Source organism: Cognatundibacterium aquatile (assembly GCF_014699135.1).
In the GTDB taxonomy this organism is placed as follows: domain Bacteria; phylum Pseudomonadota; class Gammaproteobacteria; order Burkholderiales; family Burkholderiaceae_D; genus Undibacterium; species Undibacterium aquatile.
This window is the reverse complement of the sequence record NZ_JACOFT010000007.1, coordinates 157112-177666: the sequence shown is the minus strand read 5'-3', so window position 1 is coordinate 177666 and position 20555 is coordinate 157112. Positions and strand designations below refer to the sequence as shown.

Genomic DNA, 20555 nt, shown 5'->3' with positions numbered 1-20555 from the left:
CACCGGCGTCTTCACTTTCTGCCATACATGGTGGTAAAGTAAGTCTGACTTTACAGTCGCCAACAAAAACCAGACGGGAGACCCACCATGCAAAACGCACTTGAACTTGCAGCACAAATCGGCACCGAACTGAAAGAAAAACGGCTGTTACTGACGGTCGCCGAATCCTGTACCGGCGGCGGCGTGGCGCAGGCGATCACCGAAATCGCCGGCTCATCGGACTGGTTTGACTGCGGCTTCGTTACCTATTCCAATTCATCCAAATCTGAGCTGTTAAATATCCCGGCGGCGCTGATCGCCCGGCACGGTGCGGTCAGCGAAGAAATCGCCGCCGCAATGGCCGAAGGTGCCATCGCCAATTCAGAGGGTAATGTGTCCTTATCAACAACCGGTATTGCCGGCCCGACCGGGGCCGTTCCCGGTAAACCTATCGGCACAGTCTGCTTCGGCTGGGTCGTCGGCGGCGTCACACATACCGAACGACTGATATTTACCGGCGACCGCCACGCGGTACGCGAACAAACAGTCGCACACGCACTGGCAAAGCTGTTGCGTTACTTACAGGAGTTATAAGTTGTCTTTCACCAGCGCCAGAATCCGCGCCTTACTCGTCGACGACGATGCTGAAATCGGCATCCTGCTGTGCAAGTATCTGGAAAAATTTGATATTCACTGCACCGCCGTCGGTGATGGCAGCGCCATGCGTGAAGCCTTGTCGCATCACACTTTTGATGTGGTCTTATTAGATCTGATGTTACCCGGTGAAGACGGTCTGACTCTGCTCCGTCACGTGCGTAACAAGAGCAACATCCCGGTCATCATGCTGACGGCACGCGGAGAATCGTCCGATAAAATTCTTGGTCTGGAATTAGGTGCTGATGACTATGTCGTCAAGCCATTCGATACCCGCGAGCTGGTCGCCCGCATGCAAAGTGTGATCCGGCGCGCGCAGACGGAAGCAAAAAATCAGCAACTCGCCTCGGAAAATGAAATTCACTTTCAAGGATGGAAATTGCATTGCCCAAGCCGGCAATTACTCAGCCCGCAAAAGCTGGTCGTTCCTTTATCCAATTCAGAATATAAATTATTGCGGGCATTCCTTGCCCATCCAAAACAAATACTGACGCGCGATCAGTTACTCGAACTGGCGATCGGCAAATCCAGCAATTCAGTCGATCGCAGCATCGATCTGATGGTGTCACGTCTGCGCCAAAAACTGAATGATGATCCGCGCCAGCCTTCGTTATTAGAAACTGTGCGTGGTGAAGGCTATGTCTTCAGCGCCAGCCTGTAATCACGACGATGCAAAATTTACGGCAAAAAATGCGGCGAGTATTTGCCGACACGATTTTTAATCGCTTGTTCGGTCTCGCATTTGCCGCGGTGTTCGTGAGTCATGCCGCTACATTCGTTTTACTTTTCGTGTTCCTCAGAGATGCATCGCATCCACCACCGCCGGAACTACGTCCACCGGGAGCAGAATCGGGCTATTCAAGCAATCATCCGCCACAATACGGTGCGCGACCGCCGTCACCACATCGCAGATCCGCTATTGACGGCCCCTTATCCGGCTTACTGATCAGCATGAGTCTGCAATTGCTGTTGCTGGCGATTGGCGCATGGATCAGTTCGCGTACACTCGCCAGACCGATACAAAATCTGGCTGCAGCGGCAAGCACATTAGGCGATCAGCAAGTTGTTCCTGTGTCTGAAACCGGGCCGCTGGAAGTCAGGCAGGCTGCGGTCATTTTTAATCAGATGCAATATCGGATACATCAGCAAATGGAAGAGCGGGCACGCTTTCTGGCAGCGGTATCGCATGACCTGCGCACGCCGTTAACGCGCATGAAATTACGCATAGATCAGACCGAAGCCACGGTCACCAACAGCAAGTTATTGCAGGACATTGATGAGATGCGCCACATGCTGGATGCGACGCTGGATTATTTACGCGGCAGCAGTGAATCCATGCAATATCTGGATATTCAGTCCATGCTGGAAGCCATCGTCGATAATATGCGCGACGAAGGAAAGAGCGTGCGTATCGAAGGTCATTTGCAACCGGTCTATGCGATGCCAAATGAATTACAACGCAGCATCATTAACCTGCTGGAAAACGCGATTTTTTATGGCGGCAGCACACAGATTCAGCTACAGGATGCGGCGGATTTCGCGCAGATCCGTATCAGTGACGAAGGGCCTGGTATTCCTGAATCAGAACTAACTAAAGTATTCGATCCGTTTTACCGCATCGCCGGAGCACGCAACAAAAACAGTGGCGGCGTGGGCCTGGGTTTAAGTATTGCGCAGGAAATTATTCGTCAGCATCATGGCGTACTGAATCTCACTAACAATCCCAACGGGATCGGGCTTACCGCTGAAATCCGCCTGCCCCGCACGGCCATCAACGTAGCGAAATAAATTCAGAAGAAAGCAAAGTGTCTGCACCTGATGTTTGTATGTCATACCTGATACAAAGTTGACATAAACGAGCAAAATCAACAAGGGACAATAAACACAGTCACACGTTTTGTCTGAGCTTGTCTGTCCATGCAATCTCATTCATTTCTCTTACTGATTTTTTCTTCGTACAGGAGACCACGATGAGCAGCATTTCCGGTATTTCGTCCACATCCGCCTATTCAGGCAGTGTCAGTAGTGTCAAAAGGCAACGCCCGGATCCGGCGCAGATGGCTGAACAGGCGTTTTCCAAGCTCGATACCAAAGGTCAGGGCTATCTCGAAGTCAGCGATCTGGAATCCGCCTTCAGCAACATCGCCAGCGCGTCCGGCAGCACGTCCGGCAGCGATGCGACATCAACTGCCAACGATTTATTTAAAAAACTGGATGCTGATAGTGACGGCAAAGTAACCAAAGACGAGTTTTCCAGTGGCTTAAAAAAATTGGCGGATGACCTGGAAAGCCAATTCAACCAAAGCCGCACTTCCGGTGTAGGACAGGACAGAGGTGCACCGCCTCCGCCGCCGCCATCCGGCGCGTCAGAGGCATCAGGAGGTGGGACAGACGCCGTCAGCTCGGGCAGCGCCACGACCAGCAGTACCGCTACAAGTTCGGCTAGTGACACGTCTACAAGCAAAACATATGAAGCTGCCGATACCAATCAGGATGGCAAGGTCACACAAAAAGAAGAGGAAGCGTATTTGCTGAAACTGCTCGAGGCGAAAGCAACTGCCAGTGGCGACAAAGGCACTCAACAAGCAGGTGCTGCAGACAACAATAGTGAGGCAACACTGTTCAAAAAAGCGATACAACTGTTGCAGGCATATAGCTCACCGTCCCCATCGAATTCTCAGAGCATTTCTGTCAGCGTCTGAAAATCTCATGCACATAAAAAAAGTGGCTTCAATGAAGCCACTTTTTTTATTCCCGGAACAACATACTTATCGACGCCTAATGATTTTGCATCAGCAACTCATTGATCAGTACTGAATCGATTTTATCTGTCGCCAGGCTCTGATTCAGTTCTGAGCGCAACATTTCCCGGACGCGTTCAAAACCCTCTTCGGAATGCAGGTCTTCAGGATTTATTTTTGCGACCACAATCGGAAAAATATCGGACAACGCTTTTTTGTTCGTCGCCAGCCAGTCGCGGTTTTTATTCTGCACTTGTATTGTGACCTGAAGGCGGATCACTTGCCCATCAACGTTGACGACTGTTTTTGGCAGCGCCAGATAACTTGGGGTAGTTTCATCTTTGGCGATCACTTTGATGTAAAAAATAGCGGAAAAAATAACGACAAAACTACACAAAGCGATAATCGCCGCATACAAAGCAAAATTATCTTTCTTTTGCGTTTTTCGATGCGTGAGCACTGGTTTGGCCGGTGTCGCACGGGCCTGTGTTTTTGGCGCAGAGCGCACATCAGCAGGCGCTTTCGGCGCGGTGTCAGATGGCAAATCAAATTTCAAATCCGCCAACTCAGCATCCACCGCTTTCAATGCCTTACCGTCGACGTCTTCAAAGTCTAGTTGTGCACTTAATAAGCTGGCTTTGGATGGACTGGTCGCCATTGTTAGTAACCCGTAAATGAATTTTTCTGAGTCGATATTGTAATGCAGGGCATAGTTTCCAAGTGGAAACATTTTCATCTATGCGAGAATCTACGCGGCCTCAACGGAACCCGATTCTACTTTCGTTACAAACTAAGCGTCTATAGTAGCCCCGCTTTCGTTTAAGATGACGTGTTTTTTTATGTACTCCTCCGCAGCAATGTCCTCCTCACTTACTTCCGGCAGAAATATCTCTTTCGACAATATCAAAGCCATATTGATATTTTTAGTTGTCTTTGGTCATTTCGTCGAATTACATATTGCTCAGGATGCATTTCTGCGCCCCATCTGGATCTTCGCCTATACATTTCACATGCCGATGTTTGCGTTGGTATCCGGGATATTCTCCAAAGCGAATCTCGATGAAAAACAATCAGTACAACTGATACGGAATATCGTAGCGCCACTCCTGGGCTTCGAACTGATTTACGAGGCCACTGAATATCTGATACGCGGTTCCTTCAGCGTTTATGCGGGGCTGATCGCACCTTACTGGATGCTTTGGTATCTGATGAGTCTGTTGTGCTGGCGCTTGTTACTGCCGTTATTTGCGCGCTTACAATTTCCACTTATCCTGTCTCTGGGATTAGCGCTCGTCACCAGTTACTCTGAACACCTGGGTTATCTGCTGAGCGGCGCCCGTACGCTGTTCTTTTTCCCATTTTTTATTTTAGGCTGGAAACTCGGTGCAAATGCTTTCGTATCGAAAGGGCGTGACTGGCGCGTAATTTGTATGGCGTCAGTGATTGTCATTGCTGCCAGTATTATGTGTTTCCGGCTACCAGCCCAATTCGATTACCGCTGGCTCTACGGCAGTTTTTCTTTGCACAGACTGGAAATGGCTGATCTGAGCGGCTCTTTGTACCAACTGCTGCAATATGGCGTATCAACGCTTTTAGGATTAAGCATCCTGTACTTGCTGAGTCTCAGAGACTGGGGATTGGCACACGTAGGGCAACGATCAATGTACGTATTTTTATGGCACGGAATGGCTCTGATCGCTCTTCATCAACTGGGCATACTGAATCGTATTTTTCAATTGGGCGATACCGCGCGCTTGTTGATCTCACTCGCCTCAAGCGCCGTAATTGTGTATCTGGGCTCCCATCGCTATTGTGAGAAATTTACGCAGAAATGTATCCTGAGCCCCTTGAACTGGCTATTGGTACGCCAGATACGCACTCCGAATCCAACGCCGGAAATCACTGCACAGCAGGTTAAAGACGCGCCGCTTACACAAAAATAAACCGGCAAGGCTAGCCGCATGTCCGGCATATTCGGATACGGACATGCGCTGAAAGGGAAGGTAATTACTTGGTCTGTATATGGTCGGCACTGAACTGCTGTGGATTTTTCCCCTGAATTCCGCTGTAAAACGCTTTGATCTCTTCCATATCCGCCGCAATATCACCCGTCGGCATGAACATGCGTCCGATTCCTCCGGCCTTTCTGCCAAAGTCCAGATATCCCAACGCAATCGGTACACCGGCACCCAGCGCGATGTAATAAAAGCCAGTTTTCCAGTGTGTGACTTTGCCTCGGGTACCTTCGGGCGGCACGATCACCGTCAGGCGTTCATTGGCATGGAAAGCATCAACAGTTCCCTGCACCAGATTGCCGGCCGCGCTGCGGTTCACAGCAATGCCACCTAGCCAGCGCATCACCAATCGAATCACTGGCGGAAACAGGCTGGACTTTCCCATCCAGTAGACACGCAATCGTAAAGCGAAACACACCATCAAAGTCACGGGAAAATCCCAGTTACTGGTGTGAGGTGCGGCAATCAGCACATATTTCTTTTCGGTGGGCGTTTGCCCTTCAACACGCCATCCGGTCAGACGTAATGCCGCGATGGAAATCCAACGCATCAATGTGTTAATTACAGGTGTTTCAAAAATAGTTAATTGCATGCCGCAAGTCTTTGATATCAAATGATAAATTTGCCCGAAAGCCGGGCGACCCGGCATTATATTGATATCTGCGAAAAGCAGAAACTATTTCTTCTTGCGGGCTGATCAATCACAAATTTCACACATTTGAATGGTTAATCCAGTGCAAAATATCACGCCATTGCTCCAGATCTTTTTCTACTTTGGAGGGGGCAACATCCCATAAGGTCGCGCCATGAGCCGCTAATTGTATGTAATTTTGCGTATCGCGCAGATAGCCCAAAACCGGCAGACCCAACTGCCCCGCGTAATGACGTAGCTGATCCGCAGAGCGGCTGCGGGCATTCACCCGCATACCGAGAATACCGACCCGGCAAGCATGCTCACGTCTGGCCAGTTTTTTCAAAAATTCTTCGGTCGCCAGAATATCGAAAATAGACGGCTGCACAGGCACAATGATGGTATCGGCAAGTTTCAGAATGACATCGAGCTTACTGCCTTTTAAACCGGCGGGAGTATCAAGCACAACATGACTGGTGCCTTTGGGCGGTCTGGCAACAGCATTGTCGGCCACCTCCCACGCTGTAATTGCGGGCAAATTCGCAGGACGCAAACCCAACCAGACGCGGGACGACTGCTGGACATCAGTATCCCCCAGCATGACCCGATTCCCTTGTGCTGCAAAATAACCCGCCAGGTTTGTGGCAAACGTGCTCTTCCCTACACCACCTTTAGGATTGGCAATCGCAATAACGCGCATACGGACTCCCCGTTCATAGCAAGACGACAGACCATTTCAGTTCAAACGATGATGAAAGTCTCTTACTTGCGTTTATTGCATCTGTCCAGCCAGGCAGACTACCCGAACCAGTAACAGATACCGCAGAATCAGCCGTTTGAAGGAATTAATAATGCCATTTGTTCCGGACTCAGGTAACACCACTCGCCTTCCGCCAGCCCCAGAGAGTTCAGCGTCAACTGACCAATCGCAGTACGCTGCAAAGCCGCGCAGTGATTACCAGCCGCAGCTAACATACGCTTCACCTGATGGTATTTACCTTGTTCGAGCACAATTTCTATTTTATGTGTGTCCAACTGACGGCATATCTGTGCTGCCAGCGGGGCAGGCTCGTCATGCAGCTGAACGCCATTTAATAAAGTGTTCACCAGATCATCGGTGACTGGCTCAGCCGTTGTTGCCAGATACACTTTCGGAATATGACGTTTCGGCGAAGACTGTGCGTGAATAAACGGCCCGTCATCGGACATCAATAACATCCCGGTCGTATCGTGATCCAGACGGCCGACAGGCTGCACATCGCGCCAGCTGAATTGCTCCGGCAGCAGCGTCAGCACACCGGGGTGATGGCTAGGCTTACGTGAACATTCAAAATTAGCGGGTTTATTGAGCGCAATATAAACGTGTTCGCGATATTGCCAGTCTTCGTCAAAAATCCGGAAAACCAGGCCGTCGGTCTCCAGCGTTTGTTTATAGTGGTCAACAACTTCACCGTTGATACTGATCTCACCGTCTTCAATCAATTCACGGCAGTATTTGCGTGTCCCAAAGCCCTGCGATTGCAGGATGCGGTCTAAAGATAATTTACTCATGGCGCGACTGTAGCAGAACAAAGCGGATCAAAGCTAGAGGCAAGACTAAACCCTTGCATGTTCGCTACCCATTCACCACTCTGGCGACGCGTGGTAAGGTAATTTTGAAGCAGGTTCCCTTGCCAAGCTGGCTTTCGACCGTGATATTGCCGCCTAATACATCTTTGATGAGGTTGTACACGATATTCAGGCCTAAACCACTGCCGCCCTGCCCCAGACGGGTCGTAAAAAACGGATCGAATATACGCCCAAGGTTAGCCGGAGGAATCCCTTTGCCATCATCGGCGACCAGCATTTCGACGTGTTCCGAGTCAATCAGTTTTGCAGAGATCGTCACGCGGCCACGTTTGTCTGGGTCAAAAGCATGGATGAACGCATTATTGATGAGATTCGTCATGACCTGACCTAAAGCGCCGGGATAGCTATCCATCATGAATTTTGGCGGGAGTTCTGCAACAACCGTATATTTTGTTTTCCGTATCATCGGCCCCAGCGTCGTAATCAACTCATCCATCATGCCGTCCAGCGCAAAAATTCGCCGGTTGGCACTGGTGCGGTCAACCGCCACCTGTTTGAAACTCGTGACCAGTTCGGATGCCTTGCTCAGATTACGCAACAGCAAATCGCTGCCGAGTCTGGCATTTTTTAAGTAGTCATCCAACACTGATTTACGTATGCCGTGCTCATACTGCTTCAGAAAATCATCGGTTTGTTGCTGCAAGGTACTGGCAACCGTGACACAAGTACCGATAGGCGTATTCAGTTCATGTGCAACTCCGGCGACCAAAGAACCCAGAGCGGCCATTTTTTCTGTTCTGAGCAATTCCTGTTGCGCGCGCTGCAAATTTTCAAGAACAACGGTGAGTTCAGAATTCGCCTCTTCGAGCTCATGAGTACGTTCGAATACACGTTTTTCCAGCGTCTGATTCATATTCCGGATATCCAGCTCATTCTGACGCTTTTCCGTAATATCTTCCTGCACCAGTACTAACAAAGGCTCATTGCCGACGCGGATGATACGGCCGGATACCTGACACAGCAGATTTTGTTCGCCGACGCCACAGCGGCACCACGCTTCGTAAGAATGTATCTCTCCCTCACGTTCCAGAAGATGAACGATGCGATCAAAGTCTTCCGGATTTCTCCACAACTGTGCTTGCATAGCGGGATTACCCAGCGTTGTCTCACGCTCCCACTTAAACTGACGCAACCACGCATCATTAACATCCATAATCGCGTAACGTTCAGCTTTCCGCAAAACAGTCATTGCGACGGGAGATGACTGGAAAATAGCGATGAATTTATTTTCGGTATCGCGCAACACCTGCTCAACTCTGGAGCGCTCCAGCAATTCTTGTTGCAGAACCTGATTTTGCAAATCCCGCTCTGCAATCAGGCTGCCCAGATTCAAACGCATCTGATCAAGCCCATGTGCAAGATTACCGATCTCATCCTGACGTTTCCATTCCAGTGACTTATTGAGCTCACCTGCAGACAAAAATAACGTCGCTCTTTGCAGTTTTTGTATAGGACGGACTATCCTGCGATCAAAAACAAACCAGATCAGGACGAAAGAAAATATCACCTGCGCCAGCAACGCAAGCAGCAATTTCAGAATGTCATCAAAGAAATCGCGATCAACGTAAGCAGAGGTCAGTTCCAGCGATACTTTCCCGATCACCTTCTGATCCAGCCTGATATCGCGCGCCAGACTGACGACATTGTTTTGGGGTTTGCGCTCTTTTTCCAGATGTACGAAGACAGTGCCAGATTCATCGGTGATCGTAACGCTGTTGACCTCACGGTTACGCATCACTGCCTGTACGAACTGCCCGGCAACTTCCCTGTCAACGTTCCATAACGGAACTTCCATGGCCTTGGATAACATGTCCGCATACTGGGACATCGGACTATAAACACGTAACTGTAACTCCCGCTCGTAACGTGTCTTGACCGTGAAATACCCAAATAAAACTGCGGGCACCAAAATGCCCGCAGCCACACCGATGATGGATATTTGTCTGAGTGACAGATGACGCAAAATGGATCTCAATCTGAACGGTCTCTATTTAGCTTGTTGCTTACGCCACAATTGAATATTCGATGAAACCAGCTTGTTCATCAGATTTTGTTTCTCCAGCTTGTACAAGGCTTTTGCGATCCGCCCACGCATTTCCGGCGTGTTGCAAGGTGATTTATGAGAAATGGTCAGGTATAAGTTTTCGTTGGTGACTGGTGGTAATAAGGGCTTGAGATTCTGGATGTTCATTTTCGCGATATACGCGAGCCCCGGGTCTTCTTCGTAAATCAGATAATCCGCACGCGACAATGTCAATAAGGTGAGCGCCTGTTCCAGACTTGGGACAGTGGCAACCTTCAGCGACTCACTGGCATAGCGGTCAAAGTCCTCACCAAAACTATTGTTAATGACGGTGATACCACGCTTACCAACCAGATCTTTCCATTTTTTATATGTCAGCACACTGTCTTTCCTGACCCAGATGACAGTGCGTGTTTCACGAAATGCAGGATAAAAATAATCCATGTAATCAAACCGCGGCAACGTTAAAAATGCCCCCGCCAGCAAATCAACGCGACCGAGTTTTGCTTCCTCCTGCACCCGTCCCCAGGGGCCGATATATTTCACTTCCACCGGGATACCAATCTCTTTCGACAAGGATTGCATGAGATCGGCATTCGCGCCTATCAAATGGCTTTCATCATCGGGATCGCGCCATAAAAAGGGGGGATATTCAGGATTACCTGTGGCAATCAGTTTCTTGCACACTTCGTCAGTCGCAGCCGCCGCAGCGCCGAATGCTGTGCCTAAAGTGATGAGTATGCCCGCCATGCGCAACAAGGTTGCCGTTCTGAAAAGGCATCTCATAGAGCAAGAATCTCCACGTCGTTGATTAATCGAATTTGCAGTCTATCGTCAGTACAGACGCTAAGCAAGAAATCAGTTTCAGCATTGCAACATTCAAACTCTGTGGCGAAAAGCTGTCATTCTCGCTTACGCCAGAATCAGGCTACACGCACACAGATTAATTAAAAATTAACGACGGACAATACTGTTACCGGAAGCGCGAACCTGATCGCCATATTGGTAGCCAGGATCATTCTCAAATTGATAATTCTGCTTGCTACCGTTGTCATATTGCACAGTGACAGTCCAGATTTTGCTGCTTTTTACCTTTTGTTCAATTTTGTGGCCGGCCATCGCACCACCTGCAGCACCAGCAATTGTTGCCAAATCACGACCGGTTCCACCGCCGACCTGATTGCCCAGCAAAGCACCGGCAACACCGCCCGCAATCACGCCCAGGGCACCGCCTTCGCCTTCTCTTTCACTCACGTTCACCGCAGTGACGCGACCGCAGTCAGCACATACTTGCTGATTTCTATTATTGTTCTGCCCGTTACTGTAAGTGTTGTTGTACGAGCTGGCTTTTTTTGCGCTGTCCAGCGCTCCGTTATAAACCGCTTTCGCATCGCGCAAACACTGCATGCGTGCACTTGAACTGGTTTCTTCCGCACACAACTTCTTATCGTCCGCATAACGTGCTGCCGCCTGACGGGACGCCTCCGCATACTGTTGTTTTCCGCTGGAAGAATTCTGCGCATAAGCACCGCTGACGGCAGCCAGCAATACAGCAGTCGCAATTAAACTTTTTTTCATGATCCGCTCCTGTTAAGTAAAAGCATCTGTGTTATTGCATTTGATGCGAAGACAATCACTGAATAGTGATTATGCAATGTAACGGCATACTTCAGATTTTGCTGACACTTCTTACATTTACTCACATTTTTCAATGTAAACGCAAATAAACAAACCCGCCGCAGGCGGGTCTGACCAGACACCAGTCTGGCATAAGCCTTACCGCCGTTACACGAACTCAGTTAAATCCCAGCCGTTTAATTGCCGATAGCACCAACACAACCTCGGTGGTAGCTGCCGAAAATGCTGTTCCATGGCTCAAGGCATCTTCTGCCTGCTCAAATTTCCCGCTATTAATCAGTTCGCCAACCTGACCTGCCACTCGGTGAAAGCGGGCATGATTTTCAACCAGTGTCGTGAACGACTGTCTTTCGCGCAGGCGCTGACCATCAGAATAAATCCATTTTCCCAAAGCGCAACAATCGTCGCGGCACAGGGTTTTCACATCCACATGGGCAGATTTTTCAATTGCATCACGCAATTTCACCTTCCACAGACGGTGGGCATCAATGATACCGTCAATGTCAATGCCTTCAACGACAACCGGCTGCTTATTCCCCGGCAAGCGGAACTCATCAACCTGCGCTGCCAACCTGACAGCGACACTGCGCTGAGAATTCGCCGCGGTTGCGGCCTGCTCCACCAGATTCGCGTTGGCCTGCGTATTACGGTCAAGCTCGCTGACCGCTTCACCTATCTGCGCCACGCCCATACTTTGCTCACGCGCACCATTCGCCACATCATCGAGTAACACTTTGATTCTGTCTGCATTCGCGACGATTTCATTCATGGTCTCGCCTGCAGTCTGAACGACGATCGTTCCTGCCGAAATTTCAGTTGTGGTGCCTGAAATTAAGGTCTTAATTTCTTTTGCGGCTTCCGCACTACGCCCTGCCAGCGCCCGGACTTCTGATGCCACAACAGCAAAGCCCCTTCCTTGCTCGCCTGCACGCGCTGCTTCCACTGCCGCATTCAAGGCCAGAATATTGGTCTGAAATGCGATGCCATCAATCACGCTGATGATGTCGCTGATTTTTCTGGAAGAATCCTGTATTCCTTCCATGGTTTTGACCACACTGTGCATCACGTCACCGCCACGTGTCGCCGTTGCAGCGTTTTCTATTGCAATCAGTGATGCCTGACGCACAGAATCTGCCGTCATCTGCACGGTCGAGGTGGTTTCTTCCAATGCTGCAGAAGACTCTTCCAGCGCGGAAGCCGCAGATTCAGTCCGCGCGGATAAATCCAGCGTGCCCTGTGCAATTTCTATACTGGAGGCGACCACACTATCGCTGGCAATCTGCACCTGCTGCACAGTATCGCGCAGAGATTTCTGCATATTACTCAGCTCTTTGAGTATGGAAGCAATTTCATCCCTGCCCGCGCTGCTGATTTCAGTACGCAAGTCCCCCATAGAGATATTAATCAGTTGATTTTTGACTTTCGCGATCCCGGCTTTCATTGAATTATAAAAGCCGATGAACAGATAAGCCGCGATACAAAGACTGAAAATGGAGACAAGCAGCGTTGTCAGCAAATGGCGCTTAATTGCTGCCTCGCGCTCAGCCAGCATGGCATCGAGTACGGATAAATTTTTTCCTACCTGCACAAACTGGCTCTGCAGACTGCCGTTCACGGTACGGACGTAATCTGCCTGCTCTGCAACAACAAGCGCCGCGCCCGGTGCAAAATTCTTTTTCGCCGTGCTGATTAATTTGTCGGTAATCTCTTCTGCAGAGTCAGACAGCATAGAAAAATGACGTGGCGCAGCAAGCTTCACCGTCGCCAGATCTTCAGCGACCAATTTTCGTTCATGTTCGATCAGCGCTGTATTCGCGGCAATTTTTACCGCCAGCTCTGGAGTTACTTCTGCTGATTTATACGCAGCACGACCCAGACGGCCCAAATCGGAAACATTCAACAGTATTCCGGGGGTGCGCAGCAGCAAAGCGCTCATCAGATGATACGAAGCCAATTCCGGATCCAGAGCCAGGCTGGATCCGTTATTCACTTTATTCTGCAAAACAACCAGGCTCTGAAACAATGCGGTAACGTTCTGATAGGCTTCATCAGGATTGCTATTTGTTCCCTGCGCAGCTTGCAGCGCCGCTTTCGACGAATTCAGTACTGTCGTACTACCGATTTCAGCTCCGGCCTTGCGATCTATCTCTTCGACTTTTTTGAATACATTTTCGAAACTGGCACGCATCTCATCAACCCGCGCACCAGGATCGCCCAGTATCTACAAACGTGTGTGATAGCGCCAGTTAATCGCCGCCTCCATCGCGGCATACAATGACTTTGAATAACGAACACCGGCACGCTCTTTCTTTGCAAATGTCAGATCCTGATTAACGGCATTCAAATAAGAAACCGACAAACAAAGCACCGGTAACATAAACGCTGCGCTGATCAGCAACATCTTTCCTGGAAATTTTAACTGCCCCATCAACACGGAACCGGGATGCCATAAGCCTGAGTTTAAAAGACGTTGAATCAATTTTTTCATGTGCGAAGATAGTCTGGAATAATTGCGTAAGCCTTCTATGGTACTTCTTATAAGCAGTATGAAATTATCACAATCGTATTTTTTAACGACATTCAACAATCATTAAACAATTATTGATTTTACTTAAACTGACTGCGGCAAACACTTGCGAAAAATGGTGGGTGTGCTTCCTCTTTTTCCGGGCACTACCTTACGGCGAGCATCCGTGATTCCATAAATAAAAAAGGCACCACAACGGTGCCTTTTTTGCGAACAACAGTATCGATTTTTATAATCTGGCCTGAATCAGCTTACCTAATTTTTCCACACCCTCATTGATACGTTCCGGCGAGACGGTGACGAACGATAAGCGCATGGTATTTTTTGCCGGATTATTCGCGTAGAAAGGACCGCCCGGAACAAAGGCCACGTTCTGCTTGATCGCATCATCCAGCAACTCGTTACTATCGATGTGTGCCGGCAAAGTGATCCAGATAAACATGCCGCCCTCTGGCTTCGTCCACTCAACACCAGCCGGGAAAAACTTCGTCAATGCATCCAGCATCACCTGACACTGGCGGGCATAAAACGTGCGGATGGTAGGAATGTGCTCACCAAGAAAGCCATCTTTGATCACTTCATACACCGCCATTTGCGTCAGTTGTGACGTGTGCAGATCAGCCGCCTGTTTGGCCTGTTCCAGCTTACGAATCAGCTTTGTCGGGCCAACCACGTAACCAAGGCGAATACCCGGCGTCAACACTTTGGAGAATGAGCCCATGTAAATCACGCCATCCGGATTCATGTTCAGCATCTTAGGCAAAGGCTCGCCGGAATAGCATAAATCGCCATACGGATTATCTTCAATCAGCGGAATACCCATGCGCGCGCAGATCTCGACGAGTTCGATACGACGTTCCAGCGACATCGTACGCCCGGTCGGGTTCTGGAAGTTCGGCAAGGCATACATCAGGCGTGCACCCTCACCTTTGGCGGAGACGGAAGAAGGGATCAATCCATGCTCATCGGTATCGACAGAAACGAACTCTGGCTGATACACAGAAAATGCCTGCAACGCGCCGAGATAGCTCGGTGTTTCAACCAGTATCTTGCTGCCTTCATCAATCAGCACTTTGCCCAGCAAATCCAGTCCTTGTTGCGAGCCGGACACCATCAGTATCTGATCGGGTGTGATCTTACAATCGGCGGTCGACAAAGAATTTGCCAGAAACTCGCGCAATGGCGCATAACCATCGCTGGTGCCGTATTGCAGAGCAGACTTACCTTGTGTCGCCAGTACTTTATCAAATGCAGCCTGCATGCGTTCCACCGGAAATGTTTCAGGTGAAGGCAGGCCACCGGCAAAAGAAATGACTTCAGGGCGCGACGTCACTTTCAAAATCTCCCGTATCACAGAGCTTTGCAGTTGCTCAGCGCGTTCGGAAAACTTCCAATTGATAGGGGTAGGATTTTTAAGTTTCATGCTGGTCTCACTAGAAGTCATACCTTTTCAGGCTAAAAATATTCTCATCTGTCAGATGCCGCTGCATCGCAAATGGCTGCAGCGGAAACACCTTGACAGACATAAACCGGATACGGACTGCGGGTGCAAAACAGAGCGATAATTAAACGATGTAGCGCTGATAAGCAGGCAGTTAAGCCACTTCAACGATCAGTTCAATTTCAACGCAGGCACCCATAGGAATCTGCGCCACACCGAATGCGGAGCGCGCATGTTTACCCTGATCACCGAATACTTCCACCAGCAATTCGGAAGCACCATTCGTGACCAGATGCTGTTCGGTAAAGTCAGGTGTGGAATTCACCAGGCTCATCAGTTTGACGATGCGTGTCACGCGGGTCAGGTCACCGCCGCAAGCAGCATTAAGTGTCGCAATCAGATCAATCGCCACGGCACGCGCAGCCTGTTTGCCTTCTTCTGTGGTGATATTTTTACCGAGCTGACCAGCCCAGACTTTGCCGTCTTTTTTGGCGATATGGCCGGAAATAAAAATCGTTTTCCCAGTCTGCACATACATCACATACGCGGCGGCAGGGGTTGCAACAGCGGGCAATTCTATATTCAGTTCTTTGAGTTTTTCGTAAATGGACGATTTCGACATAGTAATTCCTGAAAAAGTAAGTCAGTCGTCAGTAACTGGCTTACATAAAATAATATAAACGGTTTTTCGATAGCGATCTGCTCACTGCCACGCTCACTGCTACGGTAACCAAGCCTGCTATTGTAACGCCGCTTCAAACGCAGAGGGGAAGATGCTTGCGGCTGACAGGCAATCTCAATGCCAGCCGTTGATAGCAGCCTGTGTCGCGCTTACAGGCTGAACATCCAGACTGCGGTCAACGCAAGCGAAATTCCCATCAGCAGATTAAAGCTGCGCAGGCGCTGGCCTTGTGACAGCCAGTGACGCAAACGATCACCCATCCATGCCCACGTCAGCAAACTCAGAGCACTGGGCAAGGCGAAACCGATGCTCATCCAGCTCATTCTCGACAAAAAATCGTGCTGACCAATCGCATACGTCGAAGTGGCGGCCACCAGCATCATCCAGGCTTTCGGATTCACGATCTGAAACAAGGCTGCTTCCTGCACACTCAGCGGTTGCATGCTTTTGCTGTCAGACAGGCTCGCAGAAAAACACAAACGCCAGGCCAGCCACAACAAATAACCATTCCCCGCCACTTTCATCAATACCACCAGCACAGGCACGCCCTGCAACACGGCTGCACCACCCATGCCGACTGCCCACATCATCAGCACAAAACCGAGAGGCACGCCCATCACTTGCGGCAACGCGGCACGTAAGCCGTGATTGACACCCGTGGTCGCTGCAATCGCGACATTCGGGCCGGGCGTGAATGAGCCTATCCAGGCAAAAATCGAGAAGGCAATAAATTCAGTTAAAGGCATACAGCCATCCTAAAAATTAATCTGTCCTGCATCGTCGACATTTGCCAGAATGCATATATCTGTATGACAACGAATACAACGCAAGGCAGCGTTTTATTACTTAAATTTGCTTAAATATACTGGGGGGGAGTATCTGTAGAGCCCCTTATTTTCTGCAGGGATTAGGCTGCTTTTGGCAGATACTCCCTCTTTTTCTGATTCTGCGAGATCACAGAACAGAAAAGGAACACATTACCCGGCAACCGTCGCCACTGCTTTTGTCAGCTGATTCAGCGCTGTCTGCGCAGTCACCGGCAACGTGGCGGCGTGATGCAGATCGGCCGTCAGCATGCTCAGCTCAGACACTTCTTTGCCATCGGCCTCGATCACCGCGTGACGCAATGGTGGTAGTTGCAACAGATCACCGGCACGCAACCAGTAATCAGTCTCGTCGCCTTCCACCGTCACCCACACCAGACCACAATGGATATGCAGAGTCAGCATGTGTTCCGGGACAACAGAAATCAGCGTTCCCGGCGCTAATTGTTGTATTGCTGGAAAATCGGTAGATGGCATGATGTCTCCTTGTGAGCCAATAACGACGGGAAAGATTTCTGCCCGCTTTTTAATCAGTGTTTGTGTTATCCTAAACGCAAAAACCAATACAGTACCAGTACACTAAAAAAGATAATTAACGTACTGTTCCGGTCATTTATCCAATACACAGCTTTTGATTGCCCGCAGGAGACACTTCATGCCAACGCCGATGTTTTATATTTCCCGTGATGCGGACAGTTCGCTGGTCGAACAAATCGTCACCGCCGTCGCCAACCGCATCGATGACAAACTATTGCGGACCGGCGCGCGCATGCCGTCGATACGCCAGTTCGCCGATGAGCAGAATGTCTCGCGTTTTACGGTGGTCGAAGCCTATGATCGTCTGGTCGCAAAGGGCTATCTGGAATCACGTCGCGGTGCCGGATTTTTTGTGCGCGAACGCGCCTCAATGCTGACGAATACCCCGGCCAATCCGCAAACGGCAGCGGCATCAGAACAACTCGATGTGGTGTGGCTGGTACGCAATATGTTCCGCCAATTGCCGCCGCAAAAAATGCCCGGTTCCGGCGTTCTGCCGCACGACTGGCTCGATGGTGAGCTGGTCGCGAATGGTTTGCGCGCGATCAGCCGGCTGAATCAGAATTTGCTGCTGCATTACGGAATTCCACAAGGCTTCCTGCCACTGCGGCAGCAGTTGCAACTGAAACTCGCCGAGCTGGAAATTGCCGCCGCACCGGAGCAGATCGTCATGACGACTGGCGTGACGCAGGCGCTGGATCTGGTGGCACGCGAATTCACCCGTCCCGGCGACACCATCTTTGTCGATGATCCGGCCTGGTTTCTGATGTTCGGTTCGTTCGCGATACTCGGCGCCAAAGTGATTGGCATACCACGCTTGCAAGACGGGCCGGACGTGGCGAAACTCGCGGAACTGGCCGCCATCCACAAGCCCAAGCTCTACATCATCAATTCGGTAATGCATAACCCGACCTCGACCTCACTGTCGGCGGCAAAAGCATTTCAGGTATTGAAGACGGCTGAACAACATGATTTCATGATCGTCGAAGATGATATTTACTGCGACATGCATCCCGGTGCGGCGGTGCAGTCTGCGACCAGAATTGCCGCGCTCGATCAGCTTAATCGTGTGATTTATCTGAGCGGCTTTTCCAAAACGCTGGCCGCAAATTTACGCGTCGGCTTTATCGCCACCTCTCCGGAACTTGCGCTGCGGCTGTCCGATCGCAAGATGTTATCGACCCTGACAACCACAGAAATCGGTGAACGCGTGGTGTATAAAATTCTGTCAGAAGGCCATTACCGCAAACACGTTGACCGCATCCGCGTCAAACTCGACGGCGTGCGCGACGACATCACCAAACGACTCGACAACATCGGCATCAAAGTCGATTACCGCACACCGGCAGGCATGTTTCTGTGGACAGAAACCGGCGTCGATACCAATAAACTGACAGAGAAAGCCTTTGAGCAAGGCTATCTGCTGACCCCGGGCAGCCTGTTTTCGCCACATCAGATGCCATCGACCAAAATGCGCTTCAACATCGCCGCCATGAGCGACCCCGGTGTGTGGGATTTTCTGAAAAAGGAATTAAAGTAAGGCGGTATGGCATTACTGGCGGTGGCTGCCTCAACGTACAGTCACCGCGTTATTCCGCCCCTCAGATTAGGCTTTAAGAGCATATCTATGCTACATTCTCACCCTGCTTTTTAACTATTCCACACCCAAATTATGCCTGTGACGCAACGCTTTGCTGAAAAATTGACAGATGCTTGTTCTGTATTCAGCACGTCTGCGACTTGCTATTGTTGCTGTTGTTGAATCTGCCCGATTTCCCGCCGATGTTTGCAATACAAACATTGAGCGACCAGGTTTCATGACACCGTTTCATTCTTCTCTCTATTCATTTGCACACAACGATGGACATACTTCTTTACGATAACTGGGAACGCCGCCTGCGCCCTTTCACCCCTTTGCGCAATGACTGGGTGGGGCTGTATTGCTGCGGCCCGACCGTGTATGACTACGCTCACATCGGCAATCTGCGCACCTATCTGTTTGAAGACATCCTGCGCCGCACGCTGGAATGGAACGGCTACAACGTGCGCCATGTGATCAACATCACCGACGTCGGCCATCTGGTGTCGGATGGTGACGATGGCGAAGACAAAATGGAAAAAGGCAGCCGCAAGACCGGTGAATCGGCATGGCAGATCGCTGACCGTTTTACCATCGCTTTCAAAAATGACTTGAAAAGCCTGAACGTGCTGGAACCAGCCATCTGGTGCAAAGCGACCGATCATATCGCCGAGCAGATCGACTTTATCTCTTGCATAGAAAAAAACGGCTACACCTATCGTACCAGCGACGGCATTTATTTCGACACCAGCAAGCAGGACGATTACGGCTATCTGGCCCGCATCAAACGCGATGCGATCAAAGCTGGCAGCCGCGTGGAACTTGGCGAAAAACGTCATGCGACCGATTTCGCGCTGTGGAAATTCAGCCCTGAAGGTGAACAGCGTCAGATGGAATGGGACAGCCCGTGGGGACGCGGTTTTCCGGGCTGGCATATCGAATGCTCGGCGATGTCGGCCAAATATCTGACACCGTGGTTCGACATTCATTGCGGTGGCGAAGACCACATCGCGATTCATCACAGCAATGAGATCGCGCAGAATCAGGCTTGCCACGGCACGCGTCTGGCGAACTTCTGGATGCATGGTTATTTCCTGCAAATCGATTCCGGCAAAATGTCGAAATCGAGCGGCGATTTCCTGCGTCTGCAAACCCTGCTCGATCAGCATATTGACCCGCTCGCGTATCGCTATCTGTGTCTGACTGCACATTACCGCAGCCAGATGCAATTCAGCTTCGAGGCCTTGCAGTCTGCGCAAACCGCCCTGCAACGCCTGCGTGACACGTTTTATGCATGGCCCGCAGGCGGCAGCGTGAATGCCGGATTCAAAGAAAAATTCACCGCGTTTGTGAATGAAGATCTGAACGTGCCACGCGCACTGGCACTGGTCTGGGAAATGATGAAATCAGATCTCAGCGATGCCGATAAAAAAGCGACGGTGGCTGAATTTGATCGCGTCTTTGGACTCGGGCTCGCCAGCTGGGAACCGCGTGCATTGGAAATTCCTGCCGAAGTACAAAACCTCGCCGAGCAACGCCTGGCCGCCCGCGCAGCGAAAAACTGGGCCGAAGCCGACCGTCTGCGCGCTGAATTACATGCCCTCGGTTTTGAAGTCGAAGACAAAGCGGGCAGTATGAATATCAAGCGCCTTTAA

At 50.3% G+C, this 20555-nt stretch carries 20 protein-coding genes; 7 read left to right on the top strand and 13 right to left on the bottom strand.

Features of this window, described 5'->3' with window-relative positions:
- Positions 1–87 precede the first annotated feature (87 nt).
- The 4 genes from H8K26_RS17105 (at position 88) to H8K26_RS17090 (ending at position 3335) form a co-directional block, all read left to right on the top strand.
- Entirely contained in the window at positions 88–573 is a 486-nt protein-coding gene (locus tag H8K26_RS17105) for a CinA family protein (protein ID WP_186885906.1), read from the top strand.
- 1 nt (position 574) lies between these two features.
- Complete coding sequence (locus tag H8K26_RS17100; protein ID WP_186885907.1) at positions 575–1294, top strand: response regulator; 720 nt, start codon at positions 575–577, stop codon at positions 1292–1294.
- A 29-nt stretch (positions 1295–1323) separates the two neighbouring features.
- The gene (locus tag H8K26_RS17095; RefSeq protein WP_190481176.1) at positions 1324–2421 is read left to right on the top strand and encodes an ATP-binding protein; all 1098 of its coding nucleotides are present in this window, start codon (positions 1324–1326) and stop codon (positions 2419–2421) included.
- Between the two features lie 182 nt (positions 2422–2603).
- Positions 2604–3335 carry an EF-hand domain-containing protein gene (locus H8K26_RS17090; RefSeq protein ID WP_190481174.1) on the top strand — a complete coding sequence of 244 codons (732 nt, stop codon included), beginning with the start codon at positions 2604–2606 and terminating at the stop codon, positions 3333–3335.
- 76 nt (positions 3336–3411) lie between these two features.
- Here the strand turns inward: H8K26_RS17090 and H8K26_RS17085 are convergent, their stop codons facing one another.
- Positions 3412–4104, bottom strand: a complete 693-nt coding sequence (locus H8K26_RS17085) for a flagellar basal body-associated FliL family protein (protein ID WP_190481172.1) — start codon at positions 4102–4104, stop codon at positions 3412–3414.
- Between the two features lie 127 nt (positions 4105–4231).
- On the opposite strand from H8K26_RS17085, the gene H8K26_RS17080 reads away from it, so the two are divergent.
- Positions 4232–5317 (top strand): acyltransferase family protein, encoded by a 1086-nt coding sequence (locus tag H8K26_RS17080; RefSeq protein WP_190481170.1) that lies wholly within the window; start codon positions 4232–4234, stop codon positions 5315–5317.
- A 64-nt stretch (positions 5318–5381) separates the two neighbouring features.
- Here the strand turns inward: H8K26_RS17080 and H8K26_RS17075 are convergent, their stop codons facing one another.
- From H8K26_RS17075 to H8K26_RS17020, 12 genes are all read right to left on the bottom strand, one after another.
- Entirely contained in the window at positions 5382–5981 is a 600-nt protein-coding gene (locus H8K26_RS17075) for a lysophospholipid acyltransferase family protein (RefSeq protein WP_190481168.1), read from the bottom strand.
- Positions 5982–6099: 118 nt separating this feature from the next.
- Positions 6100–6720, bottom strand: coding sequence for a ParA family protein (locus tag H8K26_RS17070; RefSeq protein WP_186898533.1), 621 nt, complete (start codon positions 6718–6720; stop codon positions 6100–6102).
- Between the two features lie 128 nt (positions 6721–6848).
- Positions 6849–7571, bottom strand: a complete 723-nt coding sequence (locus H8K26_RS17065; protein WP_190481167.1) for a pseudouridine synthase — start codon at positions 7569–7571, stop codon at positions 6849–6851.
- 64 nt (positions 7572–7635) lie between these two features.
- Complete coding sequence (locus H8K26_RS17060; RefSeq protein WP_190481164.1) at positions 7636–9459, bottom strand: sensor histidine kinase; 1824 nt, start codon at positions 9457–9459, stop codon at positions 7636–7638.
- A 177-nt stretch (positions 9460–9636) separates the two neighbouring features.
- A complete protein-coding gene (locus H8K26_RS17055) occupies positions 9637–10458 on the bottom strand; it encodes a substrate-binding periplasmic protein (RefSeq protein ID WP_190481162.1) in 822 nt (273 codons plus the stop codon).
- Between the two features lie 168 nt (positions 10459–10626).
- Complete coding sequence (locus H8K26_RS17050) at positions 10627–11250, bottom strand: outer membrane lipoprotein (RefSeq protein ID WP_186885917.1); 624 nt, start codon at positions 11248–11250, stop codon at positions 10627–10629.
- Positions 11251–11467: 217 nt separating this feature from the next.
- Positions 11468–13498 carry a methyl-accepting chemotaxis protein gene (locus tag H8K26_RS17045; RefSeq protein ID WP_190481160.1) on the bottom strand — a complete coding sequence of 677 codons (2031 nt, stop codon included), beginning with the start codon at positions 13496–13498 and terminating at the stop codon, positions 11468–11470.
- A 33-nt stretch (positions 13499–13531) separates the two neighbouring features.
- Positions 13532–13798: a hypothetical protein gene (locus H8K26_RS17040; RefSeq protein ID WP_190481159.1), complete on the bottom strand. Its 267-nt coding sequence runs from the start codon at positions 13796–13798 to the stop codon at positions 13532–13534.
- Positions 13799–14066: 268 nt separating this feature from the next.
- Entirely contained in the window at positions 14067–15260 is a 1194-nt protein-coding gene (locus H8K26_RS17035) for an aminotransferase-like domain-containing protein (protein WP_190481157.1), read from the bottom strand.
- A 172-nt stretch (positions 15261–15432) separates the two neighbouring features.
- Positions 15433–15900 carry a RidA family protein gene (locus H8K26_RS17030; protein ID WP_190481155.1) on the bottom strand — a complete coding sequence of 156 codons (468 nt, stop codon included), beginning with the start codon at positions 15898–15900 and terminating at the stop codon, positions 15433–15435.
- 209 nt (positions 15901–16109) lie between these two features.
- The gene (locus tag H8K26_RS17025; protein ID WP_190481153.1) at positions 16110–16706 is read right to left on the bottom strand and encodes a LysE family translocator; all 597 of its coding nucleotides are present in this window, start codon (positions 16704–16706) and stop codon (positions 16110–16112) included.
- 231 nt (positions 16707–16937) lie between these two features.
- Positions 16938–17261, bottom strand: a complete 324-nt coding sequence (locus H8K26_RS17020) for a DUF2917 domain-containing protein (RefSeq protein WP_190481151.1) — start codon at positions 17259–17261, stop codon at positions 16938–16940.
- Positions 17262–17439: 178 nt separating this feature from the next.
- Here H8K26_RS17020 and H8K26_RS17015 point away from each other — a divergent pair, with 178 nt between their 5' ends.
- Together H8K26_RS17015 and cysS are read left to right on the top strand one after the other, a co-directional pair.
- The gene (locus tag H8K26_RS17015; protein WP_190481149.1) at positions 17440–18861 is read left to right on the top strand and encodes an aminotransferase-like domain-containing protein; all 1422 of its coding nucleotides are present in this window, start codon (positions 17440–17442) and stop codon (positions 18859–18861) included.
- Between the two features lie 320 nt (positions 18862–19181).
- Positions 19182–20555, top strand: coding sequence for a cysteine--tRNA ligase (gene cysS, locus H8K26_RS17010; RefSeq protein ID WP_190481147.1), 1374 nt, complete (start codon positions 19182–19184; stop codon positions 20553–20555).

Bases quoted from the DNA above. Each gene is read 5' to 3' on its own strand.
- H8K26_RS17105 (WP_186885906.1), top strand. From the start codon at position 88: ATGCAAAACGCACTTGAACTTGCAGCACAAATCGGCACCGAACTGAAA.
- H8K26_RS17095 (WP_190481176.1), top strand. From the start codon at position 1,324: ATGCGGCGAGTATTTGCCGACACGATTTTTAATCGCTTGTTCGGTCTC.
- H8K26_RS17090 (WP_190481174.1), top strand. From the start codon at position 2,604: ATGAGCAGCATTTCCGGTATTTCGTCCACATCCGCCTATTCAGGCAGT.
- H8K26_RS17085 (WP_190481172.1), bottom strand. From the start codon at position 4,104: ATGTTTCCACTTGGAAACTATGCCCTGCATTACAATATCGACTCAGAA.
- H8K26_RS17080 (WP_190481170.1), top strand. From the start codon at position 4,232: ATGTCCTCCTCACTTACTTCCGGCAGAAATATCTCTTTCGACAATATC.
- H8K26_RS17075 (WP_190481168.1), bottom strand. From the start codon at position 5,981: ATGCAATTAACTATTTTTGAAACACCTGTAATTAACACATTGATGCGT.
- H8K26_RS17070 (WP_186898533.1), bottom strand. From the start codon at position 6,720: ATGCGCGTTATTGCGATTGCCAATCCTAAAGGTGGTGTAGGGAAGAGC.
- H8K26_RS17065 (WP_190481167.1), bottom strand. From the start codon at position 7,571: ATGAGTAAATTATCTTTAGACCGCATCCTGCAATCGCAGGGCTTTGGG.
- H8K26_RS17060 (WP_190481164.1), bottom strand. From the start codon at position 9,459: ATGTTATCCAAGGCCATGGAAGTTCCGTTATGGAACGTTGACAGGGAA.
- H8K26_RS17055 (WP_190481162.1), bottom strand. From the start codon at position 10,458: ATGAGATGCCTTTTCAGAACGGCAACCTTGTTGCGCATGGCGGGCATA.
- H8K26_RS17050 (WP_186885917.1), bottom strand. From the start codon at position 11,250: ATGAAAAAAAGTTTAATTGCGACTGCTGTATTGCTGGCTGCCGTCAGC.
- H8K26_RS17045 (WP_190481160.1), bottom strand. From the start codon at position 13,498: ATGCGTGCCAGTTTCGAAAATGTATTCAAAAAAGTCGAAGAGATAGAT.
- H8K26_RS17040 (WP_190481159.1), bottom strand. From the start codon at position 13,798: ATGAAAAAATTGATTCAACGTCTTTTAAACTCAGGCTTATGGCATCCC.
- H8K26_RS17035 (WP_190481157.1), bottom strand. From the start codon at position 15,260: ATGAAACTTAAAAATCCTACCCCTATCAATTGGAAGTTTTCCGAACGC.
- H8K26_RS17030 (WP_190481155.1), bottom strand. From the start codon at position 15,900: ATGTCGAAATCGTCCATTTACGAAAAACTCAAAGAACTGAATATAGAA.
- H8K26_RS17025 (WP_190481153.1), bottom strand. From the start codon at position 16,706: ATGCCTTTAACTGAATTTATTGCCTTCTCGATTTTTGCCTGGATAGGC.
- H8K26_RS17020 (WP_190481151.1), bottom strand. From the start codon at position 17,261: ATGCCATCTACCGATTTTCCAGCAATACAACAATTAGCGCCGGGAACG.
- H8K26_RS17015 (WP_190481149.1), top strand. From the start codon at position 17,440: ATGCCAACGCCGATGTTTTATATTTCCCGTGATGCGGACAGTTCGCTG.
- cysS (WP_190481147.1), top strand. From the start codon at position 19,182: ATGGACATACTTCTTTACGATAACTGGGAACGCCGCCTGCGCCCTTTC.